The organism is Bradyrhizobium sp. PUT101 (assembly GCF_052043945.1).
GTDB lineage: Bacteria > Pseudomonadota > Alphaproteobacteria > Rhizobiales > Xanthobacteraceae > Bradyrhizobium.
In genome coordinates this window covers 5,608,428-5,634,332 of record NZ_CP197207.1, presented here as the reverse complement: position 1 = coordinate 5,634,332, position 25,905 = coordinate 5,608,428, and the positions used below count along the sequence as shown (strand labels likewise).

The following is a 25,905-nucleotide window of genomic DNA, read 5'->3' as shown; positions in this document are numbered from 1 at the left end:
ATCAGCCCGTGACGCTGCGATTGCCGAACGCGGCCCAGTAATTTGGGTTCCTGGGGGTCTGCATGCGGACCCAGCGGTAAGGCGCGCGGGTCCATGCTCGGATCTGCGGCGTAAGATTATCGAGCATGAGATCGCCTGCCGACGTCCGGACCACTAGGATCAGATGATGCTCGCCCCAAGAAGTCACGACTTCGCTGAGGAGGAGCGACCGCGCCGGCCAACCACGCGCCAGCAGTTGGGAGCGCTTGCTCACCGCATAGTCGTTGCAATCGCCCCGCGCGGGATTGATGAGCCATTTCTCGGCAGCCAGACCTTCGGTATTCGGCTCCGGCGAGATCGACGAATTGACGGTGTTGTTAACCTCTTTGAGATCAGCCCAACGCTGCTCGGTCAGGCGCACTGGGCCGCCCCGAAACACGATGCGTTCCTCTTTGCATTCGTCCTGATAGCGCATGCAAAACTGGGTATACGCCATCGGCGGCAAGGTGAAATTGCCGAACGAAATCCGTTTTGCGACCGAACCGAGCATGCTCGGCATTCCAATAAAGCCGGCGCTGGCGTTCTGGCATCCGGTCGCGAGCAAGGCTGCTGCCGCGACCACCGCCCTCCACCTGGAATTGGACCACATCTTGATTGACTCCCCTTCTGTCCTTGGCGAGGGAGCCTAGAGAACAAGTTTTGATTTCTCGCTCGATTGCGGCGTAGTGTTCGATGCAAATTCGCGCCGTCTTGTTCAGAGACGACTAACCATTTGGTGCGCTCGCCGGGCGACCTCCCGCCGCCGTTGAGTTCAAATTAAAGCCGGATCGGACATTTTCTCCATATGATCAAGTTGATGCGATCGCGCAAAACGCCACGGCCGCCTCGGTTACCCAATGGAATCCGCATCTACGCTTTTGGCGACATCCATGGCTGCGTCGATCTGCTCCGCAACATGTTCACCGTGATAGACACTGATCTTGCGCGAAGCCCCATCGATCGCCCGATAGAAGTCTACCTGGGTGATTACATTGATCGTGGCCCATACTCCCGCCAAACACTCGATCTGCTGATCGAACGTAGTCGATATCGCGAAACGGTGTTTCTGAAGGGAAATCATGAAGCATATTTCCTTGAGGTGCTGAGAAACCCAAACAAGGTCGATGAGTGGAGGCAGTTCGGTGGCCTTCAGACGTTGATGTCGTACGGCCTTAATCCACCGCTCAATCCAACGGCGGCCGAGCGAATTGACTTGATAGAGTCTCTCAAGGCGGTGATGCCGGCGGACCATCTCTCATTTCTTCGGGGCCTGGCGCCGTCCTTCACCTGCGGTGACTTCTATTTTGTCCACGCGGGCGTACGCCCTGGGGTCCCCCTCAACGAACAGCAGGAATCGGATCTGTTGTGGATTCGGCACGAGTTTCTCGATAGCACGGCAGACTTCGGCAAGTTCATCGTGCATGGGCATACGCCGGTTCGGGGGCCCGACATTCGGACCAACCGCATCAACATCGATACGGGCGCTTACGCGACCGGAAATCTGACGTTGCTAAGTATCCAGGGAAGCAGCATGCTGCCGGTCTGACCTGTACCTGAGGCATACGGCTGAATCTGAGATGAGTATCGTTTTAAAGTTTAGGCTCCTGCTTTCGGTCATTGTGTTGTTGGTCGGCACCGTTGCGGTGGCGAACCTTGGGGCTGGATTCCGACGAGCGGAGCCCTTGCTTTCGATTTCACGCATTGCGAGCGCCGCCTCGGACGATCAATTGGCGTCGGCAAAGCTTGCCTCGACGCTGATGCCGCTTCGGTCGGATCTCAGGGCCGAATATGCATTGACTGCGGCCAGTCGTGTTCTCAACTCCGATCAATCCGCGCCAGCCGAGATCGCAATGGATGCGGTCAAAAGCTCGTTGAAGGTCGGTCCACATGACTCCCTCATGTGGCTCGTCCTTGCCTTGCTCCAGACGCGAACTAAGGCCGCCGATCACCGCATCGCGGAATCGTTGAAAATGTCCTATCTGACCGGCCAGAACAGGACCGATCTGATACCGGCGCGTCTCAGGAGCGCAACGTCCGGAAACACTCTGACAGACACAGACCTGGCGGAGCTCGCAAAGGGCGATGTGCGTGCAATTCTCACGCATCTATCCGAGCAACGGCCGAGCCTGGTCGACGACTATGCTCGCGCGTCTCAAATTGGACGAGCCTTTCTCGAAACGAGCGTAAAGGCAGTCGATCCCAAATTCATCGAGACACTGAAGAACTGACAGCGATCATTGTGGGCCTCTGGTTCTTCAGACAGGCCTACTTCTTCTGACATTCGCTGTAGAACTGACCGTTGGACGCCGCCATTCGCTCCAGGCAATGCCTGCGGTCGGTGATCGTCCCGGCGACTGTGAAGTCGTAAGCCTGGCCTTTCAGGACCAGAGCGTACCGCCCCGCCGCCAACGGCTTGTCGGGGTCCTCGCTTTGAACTTCATACATGTCCGCTTCGTCCTTGCTGGGTGCGGTTCGGTACGGAATCGCGATATTGCGGATCACCCAGCCATCATCGGCCTTCGACACAACCGGCTTACCCGCTTTGTCGAAGGTCAGCTCGTTCTCGATCTTGGCGACGATCCGGATCTCCGCGCGATCCGCGGCCGAGGTGGCTGAATCACGACGATACACGATGAATTTGATATGTCCGTCGGGCACCACGGTGCGACTCGGCGTAGCAATCTGCGCCGAGATGGCGACACGCATATCCGGCGCGCGACCCGGCAGCATGTCGAGCTCGTAAAGCTTGTCGGCGCTGATCGCATAAATTCCATAGGCTTTCGGTACGAGAGGCGACGCCTCGCGTGCAGGTTTTTCGATCTGTTTCGGCGGGGGAGCCGGCGCTGCAACGGCAGTCCGTTCTGGCTCGACCAGTTGCGTGGCGCTCGGGACACCGCTTCGCCAGGTGGGCGTATTGCTTCCACGAACGATATAGGCGAGCACCCATGGGATCGGGAGCATCAGAACCAGCATCGCGAGAGCCGTGAGCCAGAAAGACCGTCTCTTCGAGGTTGCGGTATCGGCCCGGACTTCGACGAGCGGCGGCCCCGGTCGGACCGTCGACCGCTCACCGTCGACGCCTTGCCCGGTGACTCGAGGGGGCGGCAAGGCGGCCGGCCCGTTCGAACCGGGCAAGCCTTCATCATTATTCCTGGCGAAGGTCTCCACACCCAGGATTGCGGTCTCCAGTGCTTTCGACAGCTTCCGCTGGTCGTGACTGCCTTCGCTCGCGAGCTGCTCCTCCAGCTTGTGCCGCGCCAATTCGTAGACGGTCTGGCGGAGATGCTCCGGATCATTCTTGATGGAGTCGATCATGCGCGAGAGAATCAGCGCGAATTCCACCTCCGGCATTGGAGCCGGCGGGACATCGTCTTCTGGTCGTACGATCTCCGAGCCCATTCGATCCCATCGCCCTCGATCAAAGCGTGACCTGCGCAATCCCAAGGTTGCTGGCTTAGCATAATTGGAAGATATCGCTGCGCCAATGGCATGAAACATGCCAGATTCCAAGCACTTCCCCGACCAGATATTCCAGTCCTCGCGACGTTTCCAGTATCGATTGGCACGTTTCTGATGCCTCCATGCAGCGGAGATCGATTTTCATGGCGATCATTCATCTGGCCGCGTCTGGTGTTCGCGGAGTTGTCGCGCTCAGGAAGTTCCCGAACAATGCTCTGTCCGAGATGAGCCGGGAGCAGTGACAGGATACATTCAGAGCGTCGCGCGAATGGAGTATCCTTGAGGACGGCAGTCTGCTTCCCGGCGATATTGTCTCGACCAACCGCGGAATGTTTCGATTTGAGGGTTCTCCGGATCGACAGCGTAAGCGGGGCGATTCGTGCCCGTCCGATGAGCGGTCACCTGCCGGCGCGTTGCCGGCCGAGCAATGGATGTTAGTATAATGTCCGTCGTATCAACCGCTGGGCAGAAGGATTCGGAGCATGCATTCCCATTGGAAACCCGATTTGTGCGCGGCAACGCTGCTCGTGGCAGCAGCCACAATGTTGCCAGAACCTGCTCCAGCCATCACCGTCGAGTTGGCAAGGAAGTGCAACGCGCTTGTCGAAAAGCAGTTTCCTCCCCGCCAGCCCGGCAATCCTGCTGCAGGCAGCGCAAAGGGCAGCGGACAGGATCAACGGGACCTTTTCAAAAAATGTGTCGACAGCGGTGGCAATATCGACGGTGCAGTCGAAAAGACGGACAAATGATTGCGTCAGCGCCGAGGCTGGCCGATCTATCGCCACGACTTATCAGCTGTCGAGCTGCGGCGGCTTGAAGTCCGGGAAACGCGTGAGCATTGCAGTCTTGACGAACTTCAGGTGAGCAATGGTGCTTGCCAGTTCCTTGAGCCGTCGCTGGCCGTTCGAGATGTCGGCCGCGAAGAGATCCTGATGATGATTGTCGAGCGGCTCCCGCTCGAGATATTCATCGGTCCCGTTTCCGAAGGTGACGGATGCACGCGCGAGGGCATCGTCAACGCGCCGGTTCAAACCGGCCTGCTCCCTCTCCGCCTCCTGCAACGCTGTTTCGATCGCCGCCAGGACGGCACCGATGCGCACGCGATCGGTCTCCGCATCACGCTCGACGGAGCGGGCTTTGAAGCCTTTGTCCTCGCGGCGGGAGCCGAGAAGATTGTGTGCGCGCGCTCTCAGGAACAGCTGAAACATTTGGGCCATCCCACATTCGAGATCTGGGCCGCTACCATCGGTCAGGCATAGTTAACAAAGCTTAAAGCTTGCACCCACCCCGGCTGGCTTTGTGCGATCCAGACCAGCCAAGCCTCTTCCTGCTTGGAATTAAGCTGGAGCCATCGAACTTCGTCCGCGGCGGCAGCCCCAGATCTCCCTCGTTCATGTTGAGGGCGGCGGAAGATCTTGGGCATAGGTCGACATAAAACGGAAGCCGAATCCCGTGCTCCCCCCGGCAAGCGCACGATGCACCGAGCACGTCTGCTCTTTGCATTGATGAAGACGGCTTCGACGGATTTCGAATGCGGTCGCTGGCGGTTTGCAGACGACATTAACGAAACATCCGTGGTTATACGGAGCGTCATTCACCAACTTCGTCCCGGTAAGGTTGAGAGGTTAGCTTAATCCGCGTTGTTTGTTGCGAAGTTTCACGCTTTGCTTATCCATCTCTCGCACCGGGCTTCCCCAAGCCCGGCCCCACCCAAGCAAAGCCGTCGAGCGAATATGGGTCCGCTTGGCGGCTTTGTCGTTGTGTCGACGAGAGGATCATTTCGTTATGGCGCGCAGGCCCTGGTCGTTCAAGGAAGACCGCCGGCTCATGGAGTTGGCGAAGTCTTCAGCCTCGCTGGAACAAGCGGCGAAAATTCTCGGGCGCTCACCCGATGCGGTCAAGCGCATGGCGCTACGACTTGGCCTTTCATTGAAGTCGAAGGCGGCCAAGAAGACCTGACTTCGGCGCGGCAGCGCTCGCCTCGCGCCTCACAACCCGTCGCCGCGCTGAGCCTGCAACGTTGAACCGCCCGAACGTATCACGTTGAAAGCAGGCGTGTGCGAGCGACGCCTTTAACGATACTTTCGGCTTTCGAACCTGACGGGCGACCAACCTTGTATGTTGGCGTCATGCGCAGGAATCACATCATAGCAGCTGCGAGCATCTGTCTTGCGCTGATCGTCTATGCCACCCTGGCGAGGCTGGCGGGTAGACCCGCACTCATGGGGCATCACGAGGCCTATTGGGTCGTCGTGATCGAGCGCTTCAGCGCCTACGGGCTGCTCGGCTTCCTGCTTTCCTTCCTGCTGCCCGGACGGTTCGTTCTTGCCTGCTCTCTCGTCGTCGCGGTCGCTATGGGGCTGGAGCTGATGCAGGCGTTCATACCCGACCGCGATCCGGGCTTCCTCGACGTGTTGCAGAAGGCGGCAGGAGGCACCGTAGGCGTCATGCTCGCCCAGATGATCTTGGCGTTCTTGCCCAGACCACCTGCCTAAGGCGGCCGGCTCAAGCCACCCCACGCCTGTTGTGGAGCTCGGAGGGATCCGGGAGTTCGGCCATCTGCCGATGAGTTTCGTGCAGCGCTTCAATGGCGCAATCGAGATTGAAATTCGCCTCACGAATGGATGCGAAGAATTTGACCGTCAGTGCCAGATCGAGTTTGACGCGCGTCGCCCCATCGCGACTCTTGCGGCGATCGAGCGACAAACGGATGGCGCGGTCCCGGGCCTCCATTGCGCCGCAGCCGCAAAGCGCGCCGAGTTCGTCGTATGTCATCCAGATTTGAGGCATGTTCTTCCACCACGCTTGACCGGCCGCCATACTAGCTCTCGCTTCTAAAGGCAGCATTGCTTCAGCGCGGCCGCGGCGTGACTTCGAGACAACAATGTCAATGCAATGCTAATCGCGGCGGTAGAGCATGATCCGGGAAAGTGTAAAACGGTTCTCCGAAGAGATCATGCTCGAACAATAACCTGAAGCGCGATGACGATTCATCCCAATCTCATCGCGCTTGAGGTGCGAGCTCTTGTGGAGCTGCGCGGATCGTCGGCGATCTGCCTCTTACTTGGGCGAGCCAGCCGTGAACGGATGCCGCGGGCGGGAGCGGCCGTCGAGCCCCTTGGGCAGCTTGTCGGCCTTGAGCTTCACGACCGCGCTCCGGTCGGCGGCAGCCGGCGCATCTTCCTGGCTGTAGATCAGCGTCACCTCGAGCTTCACGTCAGGCGCTTCCCGGGCCGTTCCCGAGCAGGTCGCCATCGCACCGGTATACAGGCCGGAGAGCTCGACCTTGACTTCGTCGAGCCCGAATACGGTCGGCGGCCCGTCGGCATGTCGCCGCGTGGTTAGAACGGCCGTGAAACGCTGGTCGTCATGGAACTGATAGGAGCCGCCATAGGTGAAGAAGCTGTCACTGCCGGAAATCCGACCCTGGGCCAGATGCACGATACCGGTGCCTTGCGCTTGCGCGGTTCTGAACCACGCCGCGTATTTGCCTTCTTTCAGCATGGAAACATCCGTCGTGAATTCCACGCGTATTTGCAACGAACCGTAGGGCGCGACAATGACCGACGCGGCGAGCATTCCGCCGCGGTTAACGCCGTGCAAATTCAATCCGTCAAATTTATGCCGGCGCACGCGGCGGCGCCCGCAGCAAGATCAGAACAATTCTATGCCGTCGTCCGCCGTCTCGACTGCCTCGACCCGGCGCGTGGTGGCTGCCGACGCCAGCCCGAGCGTTTGCAGGAACTCCCGGTGCACGTCCCGCTCGCGTTCCATCGTGTAGCGCGCGAAGAGCTGGTCGAGCACCGCCTCGTCCTGCGCTTGCGGCCGCGGCTTCTGCGCGGCTGCGCTCGCGGTCTCGAGCCGCGCCGCGACCGTGGGCAACGCCGCGGAGCCTTCGCCGAGCGCGGTCATCAGGCCTTGCGCCGAATTCATCAGGTCTTCGAATTCCGCACCTTCATCGACCAGCCGGCTCATCAGCTTGCCGAGCCGCTCATTGCCGGCCTCGACCTCGCGCAGCGCCTGGAGGATCTGCGGTTCGAGCTTGGCGAGCTGCGTGGGATCGCCCTGCAAGCGGAGTTCCTTCAGCTCCCCGGCCGACCGCTCGATGCCGTCGAGCACGGGCCTCAAACGCCCTGCCCCCACTGAAACCTGGTCGGCGGTTGCCTTGAGCTCGTTGGCAATGACGACGAAAGCGCTGCCGCGGCTGCCGAGATGGCTTGCCTTGAGGCCCGCATTCATTCCGATCAGCGTGATGTCGATTGTCGCCTCGGCCAGCCCGGCGATCGCTTGACGGAATTTCGCCAGCGTATCCTCGACGATCGCGAGCGCCTCGTCGACCGAGCGGCCCGCACCCTCGCAGGTGGCGATCAGGGTCGATGCGTGCGCCAGCGTCTGCTTGATGCGTGTCAGGAACGACGACGAGCTGCCATCCTCGCCGCCAAACAACGTGCGGCCGTGGCCGACGACGCTGCCCGCGTCGTGCAGGATGGCGGTCAGCGCGCGAACGATCTGGCCGATGTCGCCGGCGAACTCGCGCTGGGCATCCCTGAGCTGGGCCGCCTGCAACTGGCAGATCGCACGCGCGCCGTCATCGCTCACGACCGGTTCGGGAACGAGGCTCGGGGCCGGTCCGGACACAAGGCCGAGGCCGTGGGAGACGTGCTCGAGACGCTGACGCGTGCTGTCGCCCGCCTGCAGGGAAACAATAGCGCTGCCGACCGCCTCGGCGATCTTCCTGGTGCTGGAGCTTGCGCGGTCGGCCAGATGGCTGCTGTTGCGGCGCTGATCATGCAATCCGGCATAGGCGGAGCCGAGTTCGACGCTCTCCGCCGCCAGTTGATTCCGGTAGCGGCTCTCGAACTCCTTCTGCCGGCCGGATGCGGTAGCGACCGCCTCGAACAGGCGTTCCTGATCCCGCGCGCAGCCCTCGATCGCGCCCTGCACGGCCTTGCCGAGATCATAGGCTTCCTGCGTGAAGGCGAGAAAGCCCTCGCGATCGCTGTCGAGCGAGGCTGCCTCGATCCGCGCGCTGCGGGCGATGATGGTGATCATCTGGATGTGCTTGAACAGCGGCTTGAGCAAGGCAGACGCCTCCGCCGTGCTCTTGCCGATCGTCTCAAGCAGGGCGGTCTCGGCTGGCAGCGCCTGCGCCAGGTCGCTGAGCCGCGCGGCGATCTCCTGTAGCGCGGTCGCGGCGCCCTCGATCTCTGCACCGGAGAGTTCCGAGGAAAGCGTTGCGAGGCCCTGGTTCAGCTCCTTGAAGATGAGATGCCCGCGTCCGAGCTCTTGACCGACTCGCGCGAACACGTCCTCGATGCGCGAGGAGACGTTCTCGGTCGCGGCGATCGCCTCAGCAAGCGTGTCGGCGGGAATGACGGACATTGCACTCAACCTGCCACCGCAACATGCCCGGCCTGATACCAGAGCATGATTTCGCGCGGGATATGGTTCAGCGAGACGACCTTCTCGACGCCGCCATGAGCGATGGCCTCCTTGGGCATGCCGAACACCACGCAGCTCTCTTCATCCTGAGCCCGCGTCGAGGCGCCGAGCTTGCGCATCTCCAGCATTCCGCGCGCGCCATCATCGCCCATGCCGGTCATGATCACGCCGAGCGCGTTGGCGCCGGCATTCTGGGCCGCCGAGCGGAACAACACGTCGACGGACGGACGATGCCGGGACACTGGCGGCCCATCCTTGATCGCGATCTGGTAGCGCAGGCCGATGCGCTGGAGCAGCATGTGGCGGGCGCCCGGCGCGATATAGGCGCGACCCGGCAGCACCGGTTCGCCGTCCTCGGCCTCCTTGACCCGGATCTGGCAGACGCCATCGAGACGCTTGGCAAAGGCTGCGGTAAAGCCTGCCGGCATGTGCTGGACGATGACGATCGGCGGACAGTGCGGCGGCAGCATTTCAAGGACGTCGTTGAGCGCTTCGGTGCCGCCCGTCGAGGCACCGATGCACACGATGCGTTCCGTGGTCGGCCGGACCTTGCCCTGCACCGGCGGCGGGATGATGGCATCGGCGGTCAGCTTCTTCTCGATTGCGCGACGCTCCGCACGCGGGCGCACCCGGGCGCGGGCGGCCGACTTCACGGCCTCACGCAGCCGCGTGGAGCATTCGAGCAGTGCCTGGCGCGTGTCGATCTTCGGCTTCGGCACGATGTCGACTGCCCCCGCCTCGAACGCCTCGAACATCACGTTCGAGCCCTCCTCGGTCAGCGAGGAGCAGATGATCACCGGTATCGGACGTTGCGCCATGATCTTGCGCAGGAAGGTCATGCCGTCCATGCGCGGCATTTCGAGGTCGAGGATGATGACGTCAGGCAGCTCCTTCTCGAGCCGCTTGGCCGCCACGAACGGATCGGACGCGGTCGCCATCACCTCGATCTCCGGATCTTCACTCAAGATCGTCAGCAGGATTTGGCGCACCGACGCCGAATCGTCCACGATCAGCACGCGAACTTTCTCCCTCGGCATTCTGGTTCCGCTCCGGCTAGACCTGGAAGATGGTAGGCTGAACCTGCTTCAGCCCAGGCACGGCACTGTGAATCATCGATTCCGAATGCCCGACCAGCAGATAGCCGCCCGGACGCAGATGGCTGCACAATTGCTCCACCACCTTGCGCTGGGTCTCGCGCTCGAAATAGATCAGGACGTTGCGGCAGAAGATGATATCGACGTCACGGTCGACGGGATAGGATTTGTCCATGAGATTCATCCTCATGAAGTGCGTCATGCGCCGTAGCTCAGGTACGATCCGCACTTCGCCGCGCGACTTGTCCCGCGACGACGAAAAATATCGTTTCACGAATTGCTCTGGCACCGGGGCGAGCACGTCGCGGTTGTAGATCGCCGTCCTGGCGAGGCGCAGCACCGCCGTCGAGATGTCGGTCCCGAGGATTCGGTACTGGAAGCGCGAGCCGCTCCGCGTCATGTCGTCCAGCACCATCGCGGTCGTGTAGGCTTCCATGCCGGTGGAGCTCGCCGAGCTCCAGATCTTCAGGTTCGCGTTTTTCCGTCCACGCACTTTGAGCAGGGCGGGAATCGCAATCTCGCGCAAGAAAGTGAAGTGCTGCGGCTCGCGGAAAAAGTCGGTCTTGTTGGTCGTCACCACATCGATGAGATGAGTCAGCTCGGTGTCGAAATGATCCTCCTCGAACAGGTTCTCGACGTATTCGTTGAGGTCGGAGAAGTTCAGCGCGCGCACGCGCTTGTGCAGCCGCCCCTCCAGCATCAGCCGCTTGCCCTGCGGCAGCTTGATGCCGACCTGGCCTTCAATCAGTTCGGCGATGGTGCGAAAATGGCGGTCCGAAAGATGCACGGCCGTATCCTGCATGGCAGGCATCATGGCCGCCTGCCCCGACCCGGGACGGCCACCTGCATTGCATAACCGGCCATACGGAGCATCTTGAATCCTACACTTTAACTAAAATTGCCGAAGACGGATCGGCCCGCCGATGGCGGGCCGATCCGTCAGAATCCTAGCGCTGGAAATCGGCGTCCCGATCGTCCACGCCGTCGTTCATGTCGAACGCGAAACCGCCGCCACCGGCAGCCTTCACGGCACGCGCCGGCTTGGCCAGCGGCTTCCTCGCCGGACGCTCGACCGCCGCCATGGTGGCCGCCTTGGCGCGCAGCTGATTCACCGCCCGGTCGATCGGCGCGGCGGCATGACCTTTTCCACCCTGCTCGATGCGGAAGTACGCGATGGTCGACTGGAGCTGTTCGGCCTGCGAGGCGAGCTCCTCCGAGGTCGAGGACACCTGCTCGGACGCGCTGGCGTTCTGCTGGCCGACCTTGTCGAGCTGCTGGATCGCCTGGTTGATCTGGGCCGAGCCCACATCCTGCTCGCGGCAGGCCGCGGTGATCTCCTCGACCAATTCGGCGGTCTTCTTGATGTCCGGAACGAGCTTGGACAGCATAGCGCCGGCCTCTTGCGCGACCTTGACGGTGTCGACCGAGAGCGTTCCGATCTCGGCCGCTGCCGCCTGGCTGCGTTCGGCCAGCTTGCGCACCTCGGAGGCGACCACCGCGAAGCCCTTGCCGTGCTCGCCCGCGCGCGCGGCTTCGACCGCCGCATTGAGCGCGAGCAGATCGGTCTGGCGCGCGATCTCCTGAACGATCGTGATCTTCTCGGCGATGGTCTGCATCGCGTTGACGGCGCGGCCGACGGCTGCGCCGGAGGCTTCCGCATCCTTGGCCGACTGCGCGGCGATCTTCTCGGTCTGATTGGCGTTGTCCGCGTTCTGCTTCACGTTGGAGGCCATCTCCTCCATCGAGGACGAGGCTTCCTCGGCAGAGGAGGCCTGCTCCGTCGCGCCCTGCGACAGCTGCTCGGCGCTCGCGGAGAGTTCCTGGCTGCCAGCGGAAACGTTCTGCGCTGCCGTCAAAGCCTCCGACACGATCTGGCGAAGCTTCTCGATCATGCGTTCGAGCGCGAGGCCGAGCGTATCCTTGTCCGACAGCGGCTTGGCTTCGACCGTGAGATTGCCCTGCGCAATCTCGTTGGCGACGGCCGCGGTCTGGTTGAGATTGACCGTCATCGTATTCAGCGACTTGATGAGGTCGCCGATCTCGTCATTGCTGGACGAATCGATCTTTTGACTGAGATCGCCGATCGCCACCGCATCGGCAAGGCCGACCGCACTGGAAAGCGAACGGCTGATATTCAGAGCTATCCAGACTGCCGCAGCGATGGCGATGACGAGCGACGCGAGGATCAGGGAAACGAGAATCAGGATGGCGCGGCCGCCATCGACTTTGGCCTGCTCGCTCTCCCCGGCCATCTGCTTCTTCACATAATTGATATAGTCGCTCGCGGCAGTGAGTGCCGGCGTGGAGGCCTTCAGGCCCTCGGTCATCGACCGCTCGGTCGCCTTGGCCTTGTCCTGTTTGGCGAGCGCAAGGGTCTGGTCCTGTACCGCGTTGGAGTTCGCGTAGGCAACGGCGAAAGTATCGATCATTTTCCTGCCGGTCTCGCTCGCGCTGGAATAGACCTCGTCCTTTACCTTCATCGCGTGTTCGCGCAGTTGGGCGATCTGGCCGATGAACTTGCCCTGATCGGCTTCCGCCGCGAGGATAGTGTTCTTCTCGGCCCGCACCTGAAGCAGGACGGCCTCCTGAAGCTCGCCAACCTTGGCCAGCCGGCCGGCACGGGCAGACAGATGCTCGGCTGTCGCGACCATGTCGTTCAACTTCAGATACGCGACGCCGCCGGCGATCATGGACAGCAGGATGACGACGCCGAAGGCGGTGGCAAGCTTGGCTTTGACGGTGAATCTCATGTCTGTCTCGTTGGTTCGAATTGGGGTGCTTTACGCGTGATTACGCTTCACTCTTGCAACTCAGGCGGCGCGAGGTGCGTCCGCGCCGGCATCGCGTCCTTCCGGGATCTTGTCGTTCGCCATCAGCCTGGCGAGGTCGAAAATCACGACGAACTTTTCGCCCTTGCGGCCGATGCCGGAGGCATAATCGGATTGCCATCTGCCGCCGACCTCGGGGATGGGCTCGATCGCCTGCTCGTCGATGTCGGTGACCTCGAACACGCAGTCGGCGACGAAACCGACGCCGACCAGGCGGTCTTTCGTCGGCACGTCTAGAATGATGATGCGGGTGGCTTCGGTGGACGGCACGCTCGGCAGACCGAGCTTGGTCCGGAGGTCGACGATCGGGTAGCCACTGCCGCGCACATCGATCATGCCGAGCAGGAAGTTCGGGGCGTGCGGCAGGCGCGAGATCGGCCGCATGTCGAGGATCTCACGGACATTGCGGATGCTGATGCCGAACGTCTCGCCGGCGAGCCCGAGCGTCAGATATTGCGAGGTTGCGGCCATGATGCAGTCCAAGGATCCGGAGGTTGGCAAATGAATGCGGTCCGGCATAAGAGCCGGACCGGCCGATCAGCGTTGGAACTCGGCGTCGCGGTCGTCTTCGCCGTCATTCATGTCGAAGGCAAAGCCGCCGCCGCCGGCGACTTTCATCGTGCGTGCCGGTTTGCGGACCGGGGCCGGCTTCTTCGAGCCGCGATCGACCGCCGCCATGTGCGCAGCCTTGGCCCGGAGCTGACCGACGGCGCGGTCGATCGGCTCGGCCGCAGCATTCTCCTTGCGCGCCGCGTGCTCGATCCGGAAGAACGAGATGGTGGATTGGAGCTGCTCGGCCTGCGAGGCGAGCTCCTCCGAGGTGGAAGACACCTGCTCGGACGCGCTGGCGTTCTGCTGGCCGACCTTGTCGAGCTGCTGGATCGCCTGGTTGATCTGGGCCGAGCCCACGTCCTGCTCGCGGCAGGCCGCGGTGATCTCCTGCACCAGTTCCGCGGTCTTCTTGATGTCGGGCACGAGCTTGGACAGCATTTGGCCCGCCTCTTGCGCGACCTTGACGCTCTCGGTCGAGAGCGTGCCGATGTCTGCCGCGGCCGCCTGGCTGCGCTCGGCGAGCTTGCGCACCTCGGAGGCGACCACCGCAAAGCCCTTGCCGTGCTCGCCTGCGCGCGCCGCTTCCACCGCCGCGTTGAGCGCGAGCAGGTCGGTCTGGCGCGCGATCTCCTGCACGATCGTGATCTTCTCGGCGATGGTCTGCATCGCCTCGACGGCACGACCGACGGCGACACCGCTGGCTTCGGCGTCCTTGGCCGATTGCGCCGCAATCTTCTCGGTCTGGTTGGCGTTGTCGGCGTTCTGTTTCACGTTGGAGGCCATTTCCTCCATCGAGGACGAGGCTTCCTCGGCAGACGAGGCCTGCTCGGTCGCGCCCTGGGAGAGTTGCTCGGCGCTGGCGGAGAGCTCCTGGCTGCCGGCCGAGACGTTCTGCGCCGCCGTAATCGCCTCGGTGACGATCTGCCGGAGCTTCTCGACCATCACGTTCAGCGACTTGACGAGATCTCCGATCTCATCGTTGCTCGCCGAGGGGATGGTCCGGCTCAGATCACCCTCCGCGACCGCGCCCGCAAGGCCAACAGCCCTTCCGAGCGAACGGCTGATCGAGATGGAAATCCACAGCGCAGCCCCGATCGCAACCGCCAGCGAGATGCCGATCAGCATCATCAGCAAGAGTTGGGCCTGGTGCCCCTCTGCCTTGGATTGGACAGCCTGCTCGGCCATCTGCTTCTTCGTGTTGACGACGTAGGCACCCATCGTCTCCATCGCATCTGCGACGACCTTGCGGCCGTCACCCATCGAGCGCTCCATGGCCTTCGTCTTGTCAGTCTTGGCAAGCCGAATCGTCTCTTCCTGGTACGTATTCATCTTCGCGTATGTGACTGTAAAGCCGTCGAGCAGCTTCCGGCCCCCCTCGCTCGCCAGCGCGTAGACTTCGTCCTTGGTCTTCGTCACGTGCTCGCGGAGTCTGGCTGCTTCGGCGGCAAACTGCTCGGTCTGCGCCTCGGTCGCGAGGATCGAATTCTTTTCCGCGCGAAGCTGCAGCAGGATGTCCTTTTCGATCTGCGTTGCCTTCTCCATCCGGTTCGCACGCAGGACCATGTTGTCAGCGGTCGCCATCATGTCGCCGAGCTTCATGTAGGCCACGCCGCCCGCCACTCCGGACAGGACGATGATCAAGCCGAACGCACTGGCCAGCTTTGCCTTGACGCTAAATCTCATTTCCAGCCTCTACCCCGGTCTCGCCCGAGACCTCATTTCAATTCAGAATGCGTTCCATGTTTGGAACGATGACGAACTCTTCACGCCACTTCGCAATGAAGCGAATGAACTCTGGTTTCCAATGCATGCCGACGCGCGGCGTCTGCTGCACATCCGTCTGCGCGATCTCCGTGACTTCGTAGACCTTGTCGGCGGTGAGGCCGACCAGAACCGGTTCGCCGTCAAAATCGAGCTCGATCACGACGATGCGCGTGTCGGCCGAGTTGTCGAGCTGCGGCATGCCGAAGCGAATGCGCAGGTCGGCGAGCGGAATGACGTTGCCGCGCACGTTGATCACGCTGGGAACGAAGGCGCGCGCACCCGCCACCTTCGTAACAGGGACGGGATCGATGATCTCGCGCACGAGGCCCGCGTCGAGTGCAAATTTCTCCTCGCCGAGGCCGATCATCACGACCTGCATTGCGCCGCTCCGATGCTCGCCCGCCAAATTCCCGTTCATCACGCCGCCTCGTTGATATGCTGCTTCTCGACCTTCGACTGCGCCAGCGAGACCAGCTGCGCGACGTCGAGGATCAGAGCCGCCGTGCCGTCGCCAAGGATCGTCGCGCCGGAGAAGATCGTGACGTCGGAGTGCAGCTTGGAGAGCGACTTGATCACGGTCTGGTGGTTGCCGATGATCTGGTCCGCGACGAGGCCGACGCGGCTCTCGCCTGTAGAGATGATGATCGTCTTCTGGTGCTTGTCGGGCGAGCCCGACGAAGCCATGATCTCGCGCAGCCGCAAGAACGGGACGAGGTTGCCGCGCACATTGAGGAAGTTGCGGCCGCGCGAACGTTCGTCCTCGGCCGTCAGCTCGACGCACTCCTCCACCGCCGACAGCGGAATGATGTAGCGGCCCTCGCCGACGCGGATCAGGAGGCCTTCGATGATCGCGAGCGTCAAGGGCAGGCGCAGCGTCACGGTGGTGCCCTGTCCCGGCCTGGTCGACAAATCGATCGTGCCGCGCATGTTCTCGATGGTGCGCTTGACCACGTCCATGCCGACACCGCGGCCCGACAGCGCCGAGATGGTCTGGGCGGTCGAGAAGCCGGGGTGGAACAGAAACTGGTGGATCTCGTGATCCGTCAGCACGGCGCCGGCGGCGATCAGCCCCTGCTCTTCCGCCTTCGCGCGGATGCGCGCGGTGTTGAGGCCGCCGCCATTGTCCTTCACGGTGACCAGCACCTGCGCGCCGGAGTGGACGGCGGCGAGCTCGATCCGGCCCTGCTCGGCCTTGCCATTGGCAGCGCGCGTGGCGGTGTCTTCGATGCCGTGGTCGATGGCATTTCGGATCAGGTGCACCAGCGGGTCGGCCAGGCACTCGATCATGGTCTTGTCGAGCTCGGTATCCTCGCCTGTGGTGACGAATTCGACCGGCTTGGACAGATCCCGCGACAGATCGTGCACGAGCCGGCGGAAGCGACCGAACAAGGAGCCGATCGGCACCATGCGCGCGCCTATGGTGGTGTCTCGCAAGGAAGATGCAAGGCGCTCGATCTCCTCGGCGATCATCTTGATCGAGAGGTCGGAGCCGGAGGCGGCGAGCTGGGTCAGCCGCGCCTGCGCGATCACGAGTTCGCCGACGCGGTCCATCAGCTCGTCGAGGCGTTCGGCCTGGACGCGAACGGTGGCGATGCCGCGCTCCTGCTTGGCGTCCTCGCGGCGCGCGGGTGCCGCCTCGCGCTTGATCTCCGGCCTCGGCTCAGATTGGGGCTCCGCCCTGGCGACGGGCTGCTCGACGACAGCCTCCACCGCCGGCGCAGCCGCTTCAGCGATGATCGGCTCCTCGTCGAGCAATTGGAATAACGGAGCCGGCGCGGGCGCTTCAACATGTTCCAAAGGCGAGAGCGTCAACTTCAACTCGTCCTGGACGAACATGAAGACGTCGTCTATCGCGTCCTTGTCGCAGGCCGCGTGCAGCTTGACGTCCCACTTCAGATAGCAGTCTTCCGGCTCCATCTCGTCGAGGAACGGGACGCCGTCGGTGACAGGCACGACGAAGCAAGGGCCGAGCTTGCAGAGATCTTCCAACAGGTCGAGCGGATTCGAGCCGTTGCGCAGGATATGGGATTCGAATTCCAGATAGAGGTGCCAGCCGGCCTGCTTGCTGCCGGCAGGAGCCAGCGACGGCGCCTCGGCGATCTCGACGACCGGAGCGTCAGACCTGTCGGCCGAGACGAAGCGCTTGAGATCGTCGAGAATGGCTTCGCCGATAATGTCGTCGGTCGACTGCGGATCCTCGATCAACGCGCGGATGTAATCTTTGGCGGCGAGCGCGACCGAGATCAGCTCCTGCGTCGGCTTGATCTCGCCCTTGCGGACACGGTCGAAGGCGGTCTCGAATTCGTGGGTGAAGGAGGCGACCTTGTCGAAGCCGAACATGGCGCCCGACCCCTTGATCGTGTGCAGGGCGCGGAAGGCGGAATCGACCAGTTCGCGGTCGTCGGGACGCTGGCCGAGATCGAGCAAGGCTCCTTCGAGAACTTCAAAGAGCTCACTGGCTTCCTGACGAAAGACCTCGGTCGGGTCCATTGCGCTCATGTGCGCACCAACTTGCCGACCACGGCGAGCAGCTGTTCGGGCTTGAAGGGTTTGGTGATCCAGCCGGTGGCGCCGGCGCTCTTGGCTTCCTGCTTCACCGTGTCGCTGGATTCGGTGGTCAGGAACACGATGGGCATGCCGACCGCGCTCGGCAGCTTGCGCAGTGCGCGGATGAGCTCCAGCCCGTTCATGACGGGCATGTTGAGGTCGGTGATCACGAGGTCGAGCTTACCGGCTTGCGCCTTGGCGAGCCCTTGCGCACCGTCGCCGGCCTCGATCACGTTGTGACCGGCCGGCTCGAGCACGACCTTGATCATTTGGCGAATGCTGGGGGAATCGTCGACGGTAAGAATCGTGGCCATCAGGTGCCATCTTTCTTTTGCGGGAAGTGCTGATCGATCATCGCCTCGCTGGTGAAACCGGCGCGGCGAAGGGTGTTGCGCAGAGACTGAGAGAATGATGTGAGCACCACTGGGCGGCCTTGGGCCTCGCCCGTCTTGGCGGTCGACAGCAGAAGCTGGATCGAGGTCACGTCGGCCTTGTCGACGCTCGAGCAGTCGATCTCGAGTCGCTCCTGGCGGCCGAAGGCCTCGCGAATGAGCTCATAGACGTTGCGAATGGCTGCGATGCTGCAGTCCGCGGGCAACCGCAACGACCACTTCGGCTCCGTCGGATTGAGCGCCATCGCTGCCCCGCCTTTGCTAAAATTCCGCTACACGTTTGGCTTGAGTCGAGTGAGCAAACTCCTAACGCGGGCATCCGTACAACTACGGGTCACACTTTCCGGGAATTCGCGCAACTGCATGCAAGCATACACAGCGTGCTGACATCTCGTTCGGGACGTGGACACCCGTGAGGCCCGTTTGCTTCGCGTTAAATGCGCTTGGGCTATGGCTGGGGTTCGTGTCTTTGCCAGCGAAGAGACCCCGACCACCGATGCTGACCCAAGCGCTCCTGGTTGATGACAGCCGCTCCGTCCTCAACTTCCTGAAACGTCACATCGAGGCTGAAGGTCTGGTCGAGGCCACCACCTTCCTCGATCCCGTGGAGGCGCTGGCCTGCGCGCGGGAACGCGTCTTCGATCTGGTGCTGGTCGACTACGAGATGCCGCATATGGACGGCATCGGCTTCATCCGCACCTTCCGCAGGCTTCCCGGCTGCACCGACATCCCGATCGCGATGATCACCTCGCGTCAGACCGATGACATCAAGATGGAAGCGCTGCAGGCCGGTGCAACCGATTTTCTGCCCAAGCAGCCACAAAGCCTCGAGATGACGGTGCGCCTGCGGAATTTAATTCAGCTTGGTGCAGCTGTGCGCAAGCTTAACGACCGCGCCGCGCATCTGGCCAGCGAAGTCGCAGCAGCAACGCGAAAGCTCGGCGAGCGCGAGGAGGAGATCATCCTGCGGCTCGCGCTCGCGGTCGAATACCGCGACAACGATACCGGCGAGCACACGCTGCGGGTTGCCAAATACAGCCGTATCATCGCCGACCAGCTCGGCCTGCCGGCCCGGCTGTGCCGCGACATCTATCTGGCCGCCCCCCTGCACGACGTCGGCAAGGTCGCAATTCCCGACAACATTCTGCTCAAGCCGGGCAAGCTCACCGACGACGAGATGGCGGTGATCCGGACGCATGCGACGATCGGCGAGCGGATCCTGGCCGATTCCAGCTGCGAGCTGATCCAGCTCGGCGCGCAAATTGCCGCAGGCCATCACGAGCGCTGGGACGGCGCGGGCTATCCGAACGGCTTCAAGGCGAATGAAATCCCGGTCGCGGCGCGCGTGGTTGCAGTTGCCGACGTCTTCGACGCCCTGACGACGCGGCGGCCGTACAAGGAGCCGATGCCGCTCGAGGTGGCGCGCAGCTACCTGGCTGAAAACGCGGGCCGGCAATTCGATCCGGCCTGCGTCGCGGCCTTCCTGTCGCGCTGGGACGAGGTGGTCGAGATCGCCGCAGGTCAGCAGACGACGCCTTTTCAGACGACCGAGGCCCCCCTCGCTCCCGTCATCGAGAGTGCGGCGGAGAGCGGTTCGAGCGGGGGCCGTTCGGCCGAGGCCGTCCCGACCGCCTGACATGGGCAATCCGCCAACATCTTGCCACAGCTCCATTTTTCTCCGGTCGCCGGTTTGAACCTGTTCCTGCTAAAATGGCACCAATAACCAAGAGTGATTCTGGTCACACTTGCCCGGGCGCCCTGCTGCTAGGCATCGAACCAGGACGGGCACCGGTAGAGCATCGTCGAATTGGATGAGAATTCCCATGAAAAGCCTGATTGGCGCCTTCGTCGGCGCATTCTGCCTTGCGGCCCCCGCTTTGGCGCAGACTCCTGCCGCGATCGTCGAGGACGTTCAAGGCAAGGTCGATGGCATCGCCTTCATGGACTATGTGGCGCCGGGCAAGATCATCAAGCTCGGGCCCAAGGCCAGCATCACGCTCAGCTACCTCAAATCGTGCGAGCGCGAGACGATCAGCGAAGGCGTTGTTCTGGTGGGCACTGAGCAGAGCACCGTGCAGCTGGGCGAGGTCAAACGGGAGAAGGTGCCCTGCGATACCAACGCGGCGAAACTGTCGGAGCGCCAGGCGAACCAGAGTGCCGCAACGACCTTCCGCAACGTGCGGTCGGACGCCAAGAGCGCCCCGTCCAAGCTGCCGACGCTCTACGGGGTCGCCCCGCTGGTGCAGGCCAGGAGCGGGAGCACGCTGGTGATCGAGCGCACCGACGGCAAGGAACCCACGATCACCGTGCCGCTCAGGAACGAAACCATGGTCGGCGGCAAGTTCTATGACTTCGCCAAGGCCGGGAAGTCGCTGACCCCCGGCGGCAGCTATCTCGCCATTCTCGGCACCAAGCGCTACGCCTTCCAGGTCGATGCCAGCGCCACGTCATCGCCGACCCCGATCGTCGGCCGCCTGCTGCGGCTCGAATAGGCGGCTCCGCGAAGGCGCGATGCAGCGGATCGGCAGGCGGGACATCGTTGCGACCATCCTGATTGCGCTTCTTGCGGGCGCGATCTTTACGTCGCCACCGCTTCAGGCGCTGCAAGGTCTCTCCCTCGACATCCTCACGGCGCTGCGCGGCAAGGCCGTTGGCGATCGCCGTGATCCCGCCACCTCGCCGGTCGTCGTGGTGGCGATCGACGGGGAGACCTACGACACCCCGCCCTTCAAGGGATCGCCGACGCAGACCTGGACGCGCGAGATCGGCCGGGTACTCGGGAGCATCACCGAAGGCGGCGCCAGGGTGATCGGCTTCGACGTCATCTTTCCGAGCTCGATCGAGCAGTCCGAGATTCCATTTGGCGACGCGCCGCTCGGCACGCGCATGAAGGGCTTTGACCGGGACTATCTGATAGCCCTGCGGCAGATCTCCGACACCGGCAAGCTGGTGCTCGGCGAAATCCTGAGCAACGACCATCCGGACAGGCCCTACCGCGCCCAGCAGCTGGCGGTGAAGAACAACATCCGCGCGCTCAACGTCCATACCGACCCCGACGACGTGATCCGGCGGATGCCGCTGAGTTTCTCCATCGATGGCAAGCCGGTGCCCGCGATGGCCGTCGAACTCGCCGCGCGCGCACTCGGCGCGAAGCCCGCGTTCGGGCCATCCGGCGCGATGGAGTTGTCCGGCTATCCGATTCCCAGCGCGGTGCCCAATACGCTGACCCTCAACTTTCGCGGCCTGGGCCGTGACGTCCCGGCCTATTCTTTCGCCGACCTGCGCGCCTGCGCCGAGAAGGGCGACCGCGACTTCTTCCGCCGCAGCTTCGACGGCAAGGTCGTACTGCTCGGCACCATCCTCAATTTCGAGGACCGCAAGCTGACCTCGATGCGATTGTCCGGCGGCTATGACGGCTCGCCCGCGCAACGATGCGCCCTGCCCGCCCCCGCCAGCACCTCGCAAAAGGCCCGTAGCGAGATCGCAGGTGTGTTCGTGCATGCCACTGCGGTCCGAAACCTGATCGAGCAAGACGCGGTGACCGAGCTCGGCTTTGCCGCGCGGGCCGGTCTCACGATTGCGCTCGCGGCGATCATCGCCTGCGCGGCCTGCATGCTCGCACCTGTCGGCGCGGTGACCGCCTGGCTCGCCGTCATCGCCGTTTACGCAGCCTTCGCCGTCGGTGCGTTCGCACATGCGCTGGCGCTGCCTGTGGTTGAACCCGCCCTGGCAAGCCTCTCCGCGCTGGCAATGATGATCGGCTATCGTTTCGTGCTGGCCGATCGCGACGAGCGCTTCCTGCGCAAGAGCTTTGCCTATTATCTTGCGCCTGAAGTCATCGACGCCATGGTGACGTCCGGCAAGATGCCGGCGCTCGGCGGCGAGATGCGCAACGTCACCATGTTCTTCTCCGACCTCAGAGGCTTCTCCTCGATCGCGGAGACCATCACGCCCGTCGAGCTGGTCACGCTGATGAACGAATATCTCTCCGGTATGACCGACATCATCGAAAGCCATGGCGGCTACGTCGACAAATATATCGGCGATTCCATCGTCGCCATGTTCGGCGCGCCGGCCGACGATCCCGCGCACGCGAGCAACGCGGTTCGTGCCGCGCTGAAGTGCCACGAGAAGCTAGCGGAGCTCAATGCCGGCAATCCCGCCTTCGCCGGCCACGGCCTGTCGCATCGCATCGGACTCAACAGCGGCGAAGCCGTGGTCGGCAATATCGGCTCGCGGCGCCGCTTCAACTACACCGTAATGAGCGACACCGTGAACGTCGCCTCGCGGCTCGAGGGTGCCAACAAATATTACGGCACAGCGATCATGGCGTCGGAAGCCACGATGGCGCAGACCGGCGACACCTTCGCCTGGCGCGAGCTCGATGCGATCAGGGTCCAGGGGCGCGGCGAGGCGATCAGGGTGTTCGAGCCGCTGGCGGAGAAGGATGCCGAGAGCGGCGAGCAGACCGAAGTGGCTGCGGCGTATGCGGAAGGTCTGGCCCGCTGGCGCGCGAGGGATTTCGCGAAGGCGGCGGATGCGTTCGATCGGGTCGCGAAGATCGATCCGGCGTCGGCGCTGTTTGCCGAACGCGCGAGAGCGCTCGCCACAGCCCCCCCGCCGCCGGAGTGGACGCCGGTCAATACGCTGGAAGGGAAGTAGCAGTTGTTCCCCCTCCCTTGGGAGGGCGAAGCAGCACCGCTGCCTAGAACGGCAAGCCCACGTAGTTCTCCGCGAGCAGGCGCTGCGCCGTCTCGGACGAGAGCAGATAGTCCAGCTCCGTCTGCTGGAGCCGATCCTCGTATTCGAGCCGGTCGGGGAAGCGGTGCAGCAGCATCGTCATCCACCAGGAGAAGCGTTGTGCCTTCCAGATCCGCGCGAGCGCCTTTGCGGAATAGCCTTTGAGACCGGAATCGTCGCCGCCCTGATAATGCGCGAGCAAGGCGTGGTAGAGATAGTAGATGTCGGAAGCGGCGCTGTTCAGTCCGCGTGCGCCGGTCGGCGGCACGATGTGCGCGGCATCGCCGGCGAGGAACAGGCGGCCATAGCTCATCGGCTCGGCGACGAAGCTGCGCAACGGCGCGATGCTCTTCTCGATCGAGGCTCCCGTGATCAGGCGGCCGGCGACCTCCTCCGGCAGGCGGCGCTTCAGCTCGGCCCAGAACGCATCGTCGCTCCAGTCCTCCACCTTATCGGCCAGCGGCACCTGGATGTAGTAGCGGCTCAGCACCTGCGAGCGCAGCGAGCAGAGCGCGAAGCCGCGCTCGTGCTTCACATAGATCAGCTCAGGCGACACCGGCTTCGTGCGCGACAGTACCCCCAACCAGCCGAATGGATAGACCTTCTCGTATTCACGCAACACGTCCTTCGGGATCGACCTGCGGCTGACCCCGTGAAAGCCATCGGCGCCGACGATGTAGTCGCAATCGACGCGGACAATGTCGTCATTCGAGCGATAGGTCACGTAGGGCCGGTCCGACGTCAGATCGTGCGGCGTCACATCCTCGGCATTGTGCACGACCTTGCCGCCGAGCCGGTCGCGCGCCTCGTAGAGGTCGCGCGTCAACTCGGTCTGGCCGTAGACCAGCACCGAATTGCCGCCGGAATGCTTGTGCAGGTCGATCTTGGAGAGTACGCCGTCATGGGCGATCTCGAACCCCCGGTGGATCTCGCCCTCGCGGTCCATCCGCTCGCCGCACTGCGCCTCGCGCATCAGCTTCGCAAAGCCGTGCTCGAGCACGCCGGCGCGGATGCGGGCGAGCACGTGATCGCGGCTGTATTTCTCCAGCACGATCGTGTCGATGCCCTTCAGATGCAGAAGCTGGGACAGCAATAACCCGGACGGCCCACCGCCGATGATACAGACCTGAACTTTCATTTTTGCGTCCTCCCGTCGGCACTTTTTTGCAGATTCAGCGCTGCAAACGGATGGAGGGTTTCGCCATTGTCTTGTACTATTCGAACATGAGAAGCACAGCCCCTGGCCCGGCGATCCGGGTCTACAATTTGTTCGGCGAATCCAGCGATCTGCCCGACGTCGTGCATTGCGAGACGATCGCGTCGCGCTCGGTGCTGCACGACTGGACCTTGGCCGTGCATCGTCATGCCCGGCTGCACCAGGTGCTGCTGATCGAGCGCGGCGGCGGCGAGGCAACGCTCGACGGGCGCGTGGTGCCCTTGAGGCCGATGCAGATCGTCAACGTGCCTGTCGGCCACGTCCACGGCTTCCGCTTCGTGCCTGATACCCAGGGCTGGGTGTTGACCATCGCGGCGGAGATTCTGGATGAGGCGCTGCTCGCCGCCGAGGGCCTGCGCGGTGCACTGTCGCGATCGGCCGTGGTGCGCGGCACGCCGCAGATCCGCGCCACGATGAAGCAGATCTTCGCCGAACACGCCGCGCGCGATTTCGGCCGTGCGCATGTACTCCGCGCCTTGTCGTCGGCCATGATCGGGCTCGTGGCCCGCGCGCTCACGGGCGAGAGCGGCGGCAACGGCACGGCGGAAAGCGGACTATTCCGCCGCTTCGAGGCGCTGCTCGAACAGCACCATCTGGAGCGCTGGAGCGTTGCGGACTATGCGGGCGCGCTATCGATCACGCCGACCCATCTCAACCGGATCACGCGGGCGGCGACCGGCGATACCGCCTCGCATCTGATCCTCAACCGGCTGATCCGCGAGGCGCGGCGCAACCTCGTCTACACCAACCTGCCGGTCTCGACGATCGCCTACGCGCTCGGCTTCGAGGACCCCGCCTATTTCAGCCGGGTCTATGCCGCCGCCACGGGGCTATCGCCGCGCGCGTTTCGCGCGCAGCTGCATGACCGCGAAGGCTGAACCATCGGACGAAAGACCACGCGCGCTGATGGTCGGAGGCCACGCCGCAGTCGCGTTGGTTGCCGGCGCGCCCCACTTACCTTCGTATAAGGGGTGCTATCCTTTGGATAGAGGCCCTTTACCTCCGTACAATTGAGCGGCGAATGCGCGCGCCTTAGCGTGACTGCATTCAGCGCCCTGGCGCTGGTGGCATGGAACCTCCCTAACCTCGGCGCAAGGCGGCCACCCCTGTTCGGTCGTCTGCGCCGCTCTTTCAGCAAGCCATCGGCGCCTTCAGTATTTTCCGGCCGACACATCGCGCCATTTCGGCTGGATCCGTCAGCTTTCGTGTCGAACTCGGGATTTGTGCATAATGTCTTCGTTTGGGAAGATCGCGCTCTTTATCGATGGCTCCAATCTCTATGCCACCTCCAAGGCGCTCGGTTTCGACATCGATTACAGGCGGTTGCTCAGTGAGTTTCAAGGCCGGGGTACGCTGCTGCGCGCCTTTTACTACACGACCGTCATCGAGGATCAGGAGTTCTCGTCAATCCGCCCGCTGATCGATTGGCTCGACTACAACGGATACACCGTCGTCACCAAGCTCACCAAGGAGTTCATCGACACCACCACCGGCCGCCGCAAGGTGAGGGGCAGCATGGATGTCGATCTTGCCGTGAGTGCGATGGAACTCGCCGAACACGTCGATCAGATCGTGTTGTTCTCGGGCGATGGGGACTTTCGGTCGCTGGTTGAGGCCCTGCAACGCCGCGGCGTCCGCGTGACGGTCGTCTCCACACTCTCCACTCAGCCGCCCATGGTCGCCGACGACCTGCGCCGGCAGGCGGACGTGTTCATCGACTTGGCAGACCTGAAACCGAAAGTGGCGCGCGATCCGGTCGACCGGCCGGGATCGCGCGAGGTGCGGCAGCCACCGCAATTCCTCGCGCGCGGATCCATCAATCGGAGCGACCGGGTGGAATGAACCGGGGACGG

26 protein-coding genes are annotated in these 25,905 nt (G+C 63.0%); 10 read left to right on the top strand and 16 right to left on the bottom strand.

From position 1 onward, the window contains the following. Position 1: 1 nt before the first annotated feature. Positions 2-628, bottom strand: a complete 627-nt coding sequence (locus tag ACSHT2_RS27105) for a transglutaminase-like cysteine peptidase (RefSeq protein WP_440637707.1) — start codon at positions 626-628, stop codon at positions 2-4. A gap of 195 nt (positions 629-823) precedes the next feature. On the opposite strand from ACSHT2_RS27105, the gene ACSHT2_RS27100 reads away from it, so the two are divergent. Both ACSHT2_RS27100 and ACSHT2_RS27095 read left to right on the top strand, forming a co-directional pair. Beyond that, positions 824-1,564 (top strand): metallophosphoesterase family protein, encoded by a 741-nt coding sequence (locus ACSHT2_RS27100; protein WP_440637706.1) that lies wholly within the window; start codon positions 824-826, stop codon positions 1,562-1,564. A gap of 31 nt (positions 1,565-1,595) precedes the next feature. Then, positions 1,596-2,246, top strand: a complete 651-nt coding sequence (locus ACSHT2_RS27095; RefSeq protein ID WP_440637704.1) for a hypothetical protein — start codon at positions 1,596-1,598, stop codon at positions 2,244-2,246. A 37-nt stretch (positions 2,247-2,283) separates the two neighbouring features. Here ACSHT2_RS27095 and ACSHT2_RS27090 read toward each other — a convergent pair whose 3' ends face one another. Next, positions 2,284-3,417, bottom strand: a complete 1,134-nt coding sequence (locus ACSHT2_RS27090) for a hypothetical protein (protein ID WP_440637703.1) — start codon at positions 3,415-3,417, stop codon at positions 2,284-2,286. A 542-nt stretch (positions 3,418-3,959) separates the two neighbouring features. Here ACSHT2_RS27090 and ACSHT2_RS27085 point away from each other — a divergent pair. After that, complete coding sequence (locus ACSHT2_RS27085; RefSeq protein WP_440637701.1) at positions 3,960-4,226, top strand: hypothetical protein; 267 nt, start codon at positions 3,960-3,962, stop codon at positions 4,224-4,226. Between the two features lie 42 nt (positions 4,227-4,268). Here the strand turns inward: ACSHT2_RS27085 and ACSHT2_RS27080 are convergent, their stop codons facing one another. Next, positions 4,269-4,685, bottom strand: a complete 417-nt coding sequence (locus tag ACSHT2_RS27080; RefSeq protein ID WP_440637699.1) for a hypothetical protein — start codon at positions 4,683-4,685, stop codon at positions 4,269-4,271. A 577-nt stretch (positions 4,686-5,262) separates the two neighbouring features. On the opposite strand from ACSHT2_RS27080, the gene ACSHT2_RS27075 reads away from it, so the two are divergent. Both ACSHT2_RS27075 and ACSHT2_RS27070 read left to right on the top strand, forming a co-directional pair. Continuing rightward, entirely contained in the window at positions 5,263-5,436 is a 174-nt protein-coding gene (locus ACSHT2_RS27075; RefSeq protein ID WP_319333653.1) for a hypothetical protein, read from the top strand. Positions 5,437-5,606: 170 nt separating this feature from the next. Next, positions 5,607-5,972: a VanZ family protein gene (locus ACSHT2_RS27070; protein ID WP_319333651.1), complete on the top strand. Its 366-nt coding sequence runs from the start codon at positions 5,607-5,609 to the stop codon at positions 5,970-5,972. Between the two features lie 10 nt (positions 5,973-5,982). Here ACSHT2_RS27070 and ACSHT2_RS27065 read toward each other — a convergent pair whose 3' ends face one another. The 12 genes from ACSHT2_RS27065 to ACSHT2_RS27010 all read right to left on the bottom strand — a co-directional run bounded on the left by ACSHT2_RS27065 (position 5,983) and on the right by ACSHT2_RS27010 (position 18,341). Next, the gene (locus ACSHT2_RS27065) at positions 5,983-6,297 is read right to left on the bottom strand and encodes a hypothetical protein (RefSeq protein ID WP_440637698.1); all 315 of its coding nucleotides are present in this window, start codon (positions 6,295-6,297) and stop codon (positions 5,983-5,985) included. Between the two features lie 240 nt (positions 6,298-6,537). After that, complete coding sequence (locus tag ACSHT2_RS27060) at positions 6,538-6,981, bottom strand: hypothetical protein (protein ID WP_440637697.1); 444 nt, start codon at positions 6,979-6,981, stop codon at positions 6,538-6,540. A 150-nt stretch (positions 6,982-7,131) separates the two neighbouring features. Beyond that, complete coding sequence (locus ACSHT2_RS27055; protein WP_440637695.1) at positions 7,132-8,859, bottom strand: chemotaxis protein; 1,728 nt, start codon at positions 8,857-8,859, stop codon at positions 7,132-7,134. Positions 8,860-8,864: 5 nt separating this feature from the next. Then, positions 8,865-9,956: a protein-glutamate methylesterase/protein-glutamine glutaminase gene (locus ACSHT2_RS27050; RefSeq protein WP_440637693.1), complete on the bottom strand. Its 1,092-nt coding sequence runs from the start codon at positions 9,954-9,956 to the stop codon at positions 8,865-8,867. A gap of 16 nt (positions 9,957-9,972) precedes the next feature. Continuing rightward, complete coding sequence (locus ACSHT2_RS27045; RefSeq protein WP_440637692.1) at positions 9,973-10,827, bottom strand: CheR family methyltransferase; 855 nt, start codon at positions 10,825-10,827, stop codon at positions 9,973-9,975. A 133-nt stretch (positions 10,828-10,960) separates the two neighbouring features. After that, positions 10,961-12,763 (bottom strand): methyl-accepting chemotaxis protein, encoded by a 1,803-nt coding sequence (locus tag ACSHT2_RS27040; protein WP_440637690.1) that lies wholly within the window; start codon positions 12,761-12,763, stop codon positions 10,961-10,963. 60 nt (positions 12,764-12,823) lie between these two features. After that, positions 12,824-13,312 carry a chemotaxis protein CheW gene (locus tag ACSHT2_RS27035; RefSeq protein ID WP_440637689.1) on the bottom strand — a complete coding sequence of 163 codons (489 nt, stop codon included), beginning with the start codon at positions 13,310-13,312 and terminating at the stop codon, positions 12,824-12,826. Positions 13,313-13,378: 66 nt separating this feature from the next. Beyond that, complete coding sequence (locus ACSHT2_RS27030; protein ID WP_440637687.1) at positions 13,379-15,076, bottom strand: methyl-accepting chemotaxis protein; 1,698 nt, start codon at positions 15,074-15,076, stop codon at positions 13,379-13,381. 37 nt (positions 15,077-15,113) lie between these two features. Next, the gene (locus ACSHT2_RS27025) at positions 15,114-15,575 is read right to left on the bottom strand and encodes a chemotaxis protein CheW (protein ID WP_440637685.1); all 462 of its coding nucleotides are present in this window, start codon (positions 15,573-15,575) and stop codon (positions 15,114-15,116) included. Next, the gene (locus ACSHT2_RS27020) at positions 15,575-17,656 is read right to left on the bottom strand and encodes a chemotaxis protein CheA (protein WP_440637683.1); all 2,082 of its coding nucleotides are present in this window, start codon (positions 17,654-17,656) and stop codon (positions 15,575-15,577) included. The genes ACSHT2_RS27025 and ACSHT2_RS27020 overlap by 1 nt, the downstream gene beginning before the upstream one ends. Next, positions 17,653-18,018: a response regulator gene (locus ACSHT2_RS27015; protein ID WP_158667688.1), complete on the bottom strand. Its 366-nt coding sequence runs from the start codon at positions 18,016-18,018 to the stop codon at positions 17,653-17,655. Before ACSHT2_RS27015 ends, ACSHT2_RS27020 begins: the two co-directional genes overlap by 4 nt. Further along, positions 18,018-18,341, bottom strand: a complete 324-nt coding sequence (locus tag ACSHT2_RS27010; RefSeq protein ID WP_319333627.1) for an STAS domain-containing protein — start codon at positions 18,339-18,341, stop codon at positions 18,018-18,020. The genes ACSHT2_RS27015 and ACSHT2_RS27010 overlap by 1 nt, the downstream gene beginning before the upstream one ends. Before the next feature lie 251 nt (positions 18,342-18,592). On the opposite strand from ACSHT2_RS27010, the gene ACSHT2_RS27005 reads away from it, so the two are divergent. From ACSHT2_RS27005 to ACSHT2_RS26995, 3 genes are all read left to right on the top strand, one after another. Beyond that, positions 18,593-19,732, top strand: coding sequence for an HD domain-containing phosphohydrolase (locus ACSHT2_RS27005; RefSeq protein ID WP_440637682.1), 1,140 nt, complete (start codon positions 18,593-18,595; stop codon positions 19,730-19,732). Positions 19,733-19,919: 187 nt separating this feature from the next. After that, positions 19,920-20,588, top strand: a complete 669-nt coding sequence (locus ACSHT2_RS27000) for a hypothetical protein (protein ID WP_440637681.1) — start codon at positions 19,920-19,922, stop codon at positions 20,586-20,588. 19 nt (positions 20,589-20,607) lie between these two features. Then, positions 20,608-22,758, top strand: a complete 2,151-nt coding sequence (locus ACSHT2_RS26995) for a CHASE2 domain-containing protein (protein ID WP_440637680.1) — start codon at positions 20,608-20,610, stop codon at positions 22,756-22,758. Positions 22,759-22,801: 43 nt separating this feature from the next. On the opposite strand, the gene pobA is transcribed toward ACSHT2_RS26995, so the two are convergent. Continuing rightward, the gene (pobA, locus tag ACSHT2_RS26990) at positions 22,802-23,974 is read right to left on the bottom strand and encodes a 4-hydroxybenzoate 3-monooxygenase (protein ID WP_440637678.1); all 1,173 of its coding nucleotides are present in this window, start codon (positions 23,972-23,974) and stop codon (positions 22,802-22,804) included. Positions 23,975-24,024: 50 nt separating this feature from the next. Between pobA and ACSHT2_RS26985 the strand changes: the two genes are divergently transcribed. Both ACSHT2_RS26985 and ACSHT2_RS26980 read left to right on the top strand, forming a co-directional pair. Further along, positions 24,025-24,930: a helix-turn-helix domain-containing protein gene (locus ACSHT2_RS26985; RefSeq protein ID WP_440637676.1), complete on the top strand. Its 906-nt coding sequence runs from the start codon at positions 24,025-24,027 to the stop codon at positions 24,928-24,930. Positions 24,931-25,282: 352 nt separating this feature from the next. Next, positions 25,283-25,894: a LabA-like NYN domain-containing protein gene (locus tag ACSHT2_RS26980; protein ID WP_440637675.1), complete on the top strand. Its 612-nt coding sequence runs from the start codon at positions 25,283-25,285 to the stop codon at positions 25,892-25,894. Positions 25,895-25,905 lie beyond the last annotated feature (11 nt).

Coding starts and splice junctions, on each gene's coding strand:
- ACSHT2_RS27105 (WP_440637707.1), bottom strand. CDS start 628: ATGTGGTCCAATTCCAGGTGGAGGGCGGTGGTCGCGGCAGCAGCCTTG.
- ACSHT2_RS27100 (WP_440637706.1), top strand. CDS start 824: ATGATCAAGTTGATGCGATCGCGCAAAACGCCACGGCCGCCTCGGTTA.
- ACSHT2_RS27095 (WP_440637704.1), top strand. CDS start 1,596: ATGAGTATCGTTTTAAAGTTTAGGCTCCTGCTTTCGGTCATTGTGTTG.
- ACSHT2_RS27090 (WP_440637703.1), bottom strand. CDS start 3,417: ATGGGCTCGGAGATCGTACGACCAGAAGACGATGTCCCGCCGGCTCCA.
- ACSHT2_RS27085 (WP_440637701.1), top strand. CDS start 3,960: ATGCATTCCCATTGGAAACCCGATTTGTGCGCGGCAACGCTGCTCGTG.
- ACSHT2_RS27080 (WP_440637699.1), bottom strand. CDS start 4,685: ATGTTTCAGCTGTTCCTGAGAGCGCGCGCACACAATCTTCTCGGCTCC.
- ACSHT2_RS27075 (WP_319333653.1), top strand. CDS start 5,263: ATGGCGCGCAGGCCCTGGTCGTTCAAGGAAGACCGCCGGCTCATGGAG.
- ACSHT2_RS27070 (WP_319333651.1), top strand. CDS start 5,607: ATGCGCAGGAATCACATCATAGCAGCTGCGAGCATCTGTCTTGCGCTG.
- ACSHT2_RS27065 (WP_440637698.1), bottom strand. CDS start 6,297: ATGGCGGCCGGTCAAGCGTGGTGGAAGAACATGCCTCAAATCTGGATG.
- ACSHT2_RS27060 (WP_440637697.1), bottom strand. CDS start 6,981: ATGCTGAAAGAAGGCAAATACGCGGCGTGGTTCAGAACCGCGCAAGCG.
- ACSHT2_RS27055 (WP_440637695.1), bottom strand. CDS start 8,859: ATGTCCGTCATTCCCGCCGACACGCTTGCTGAGGCGATCGCCGCGACC.
- ACSHT2_RS27050 (WP_440637693.1), bottom strand. CDS start 9,956: ATGCCGAGGGAGAAAGTTCGCGTGCTGATCGTGGACGATTCGGCGTCG.
- ACSHT2_RS27045 (WP_440637692.1), bottom strand. CDS start 10,827: ATGATGCCTGCCATGCAGGATACGGCCGTGCATCTTTCGGACCGCCAT.
- ACSHT2_RS27040 (WP_440637690.1), bottom strand. CDS start 12,763: ATGAGATTCACCGTCAAAGCCAAGCTTGCCACCGCCTTCGGCGTCGTC.
- ACSHT2_RS27035 (WP_440637689.1), bottom strand. CDS start 13,312: ATGGCCGCAACCTCGCAATATCTGACGCTCGGGCTCGCCGGCGAGACG.
- ACSHT2_RS27030 (WP_440637687.1), bottom strand. CDS start 15,076: ATGAGATTTAGCGTCAAGGCAAAGCTGGCCAGTGCGTTCGGCTTGATC.
- ACSHT2_RS27025 (WP_440637685.1), bottom strand. CDS start 15,575: ATGAACGGGAATTTGGCGGGCGAGCATCGGAGCGGCGCAATGCAGGTC.
- ACSHT2_RS27020 (WP_440637683.1), bottom strand. CDS start 17,656: ATGAGCGCAATGGACCCGACCGAGGTCTTTCGTCAGGAAGCCAGTGAG.
- ACSHT2_RS27015 (WP_158667688.1), bottom strand. CDS start 18,018: ATGGCCACGATTCTTACCGTCGACGATTCCCCCAGCATTCGCCAAATG.
- ACSHT2_RS27010 (WP_319333627.1), bottom strand. CDS start 18,341: ATGGCGCTCAATCCGACGGAGCCGAAGTGGTCGTTGCGGTTGCCCGCG.
- ACSHT2_RS27005 (WP_440637682.1), top strand. CDS start 18,593: ATGCTGACCCAAGCGCTCCTGGTTGATGACAGCCGCTCCGTCCTCAAC.
- ACSHT2_RS27000 (WP_440637681.1), top strand. CDS start 19,920: ATGAAAAGCCTGATTGGCGCCTTCGTCGGCGCATTCTGCCTTGCGGCC.
- ACSHT2_RS26995 (WP_440637680.1), top strand. CDS start 20,608: ATGCAGCGGATCGGCAGGCGGGACATCGTTGCGACCATCCTGATTGCG.
- pobA (WP_440637678.1), bottom strand. CDS start 23,974: ATGAAAGTTCAGGTCTGTATCATCGGCGGTGGGCCGTCCGGGTTATTG.
- ACSHT2_RS26985 (WP_440637676.1), top strand. CDS start 24,025: ATGGAGGGTTTCGCCATTGTCTTGTACTATTCGAACATGAGAAGCACA.
- ACSHT2_RS26980 (WP_440637675.1), top strand. CDS start 25,283: ATGTCTTCGTTTGGGAAGATCGCGCTCTTTATCGATGGCTCCAATCTC.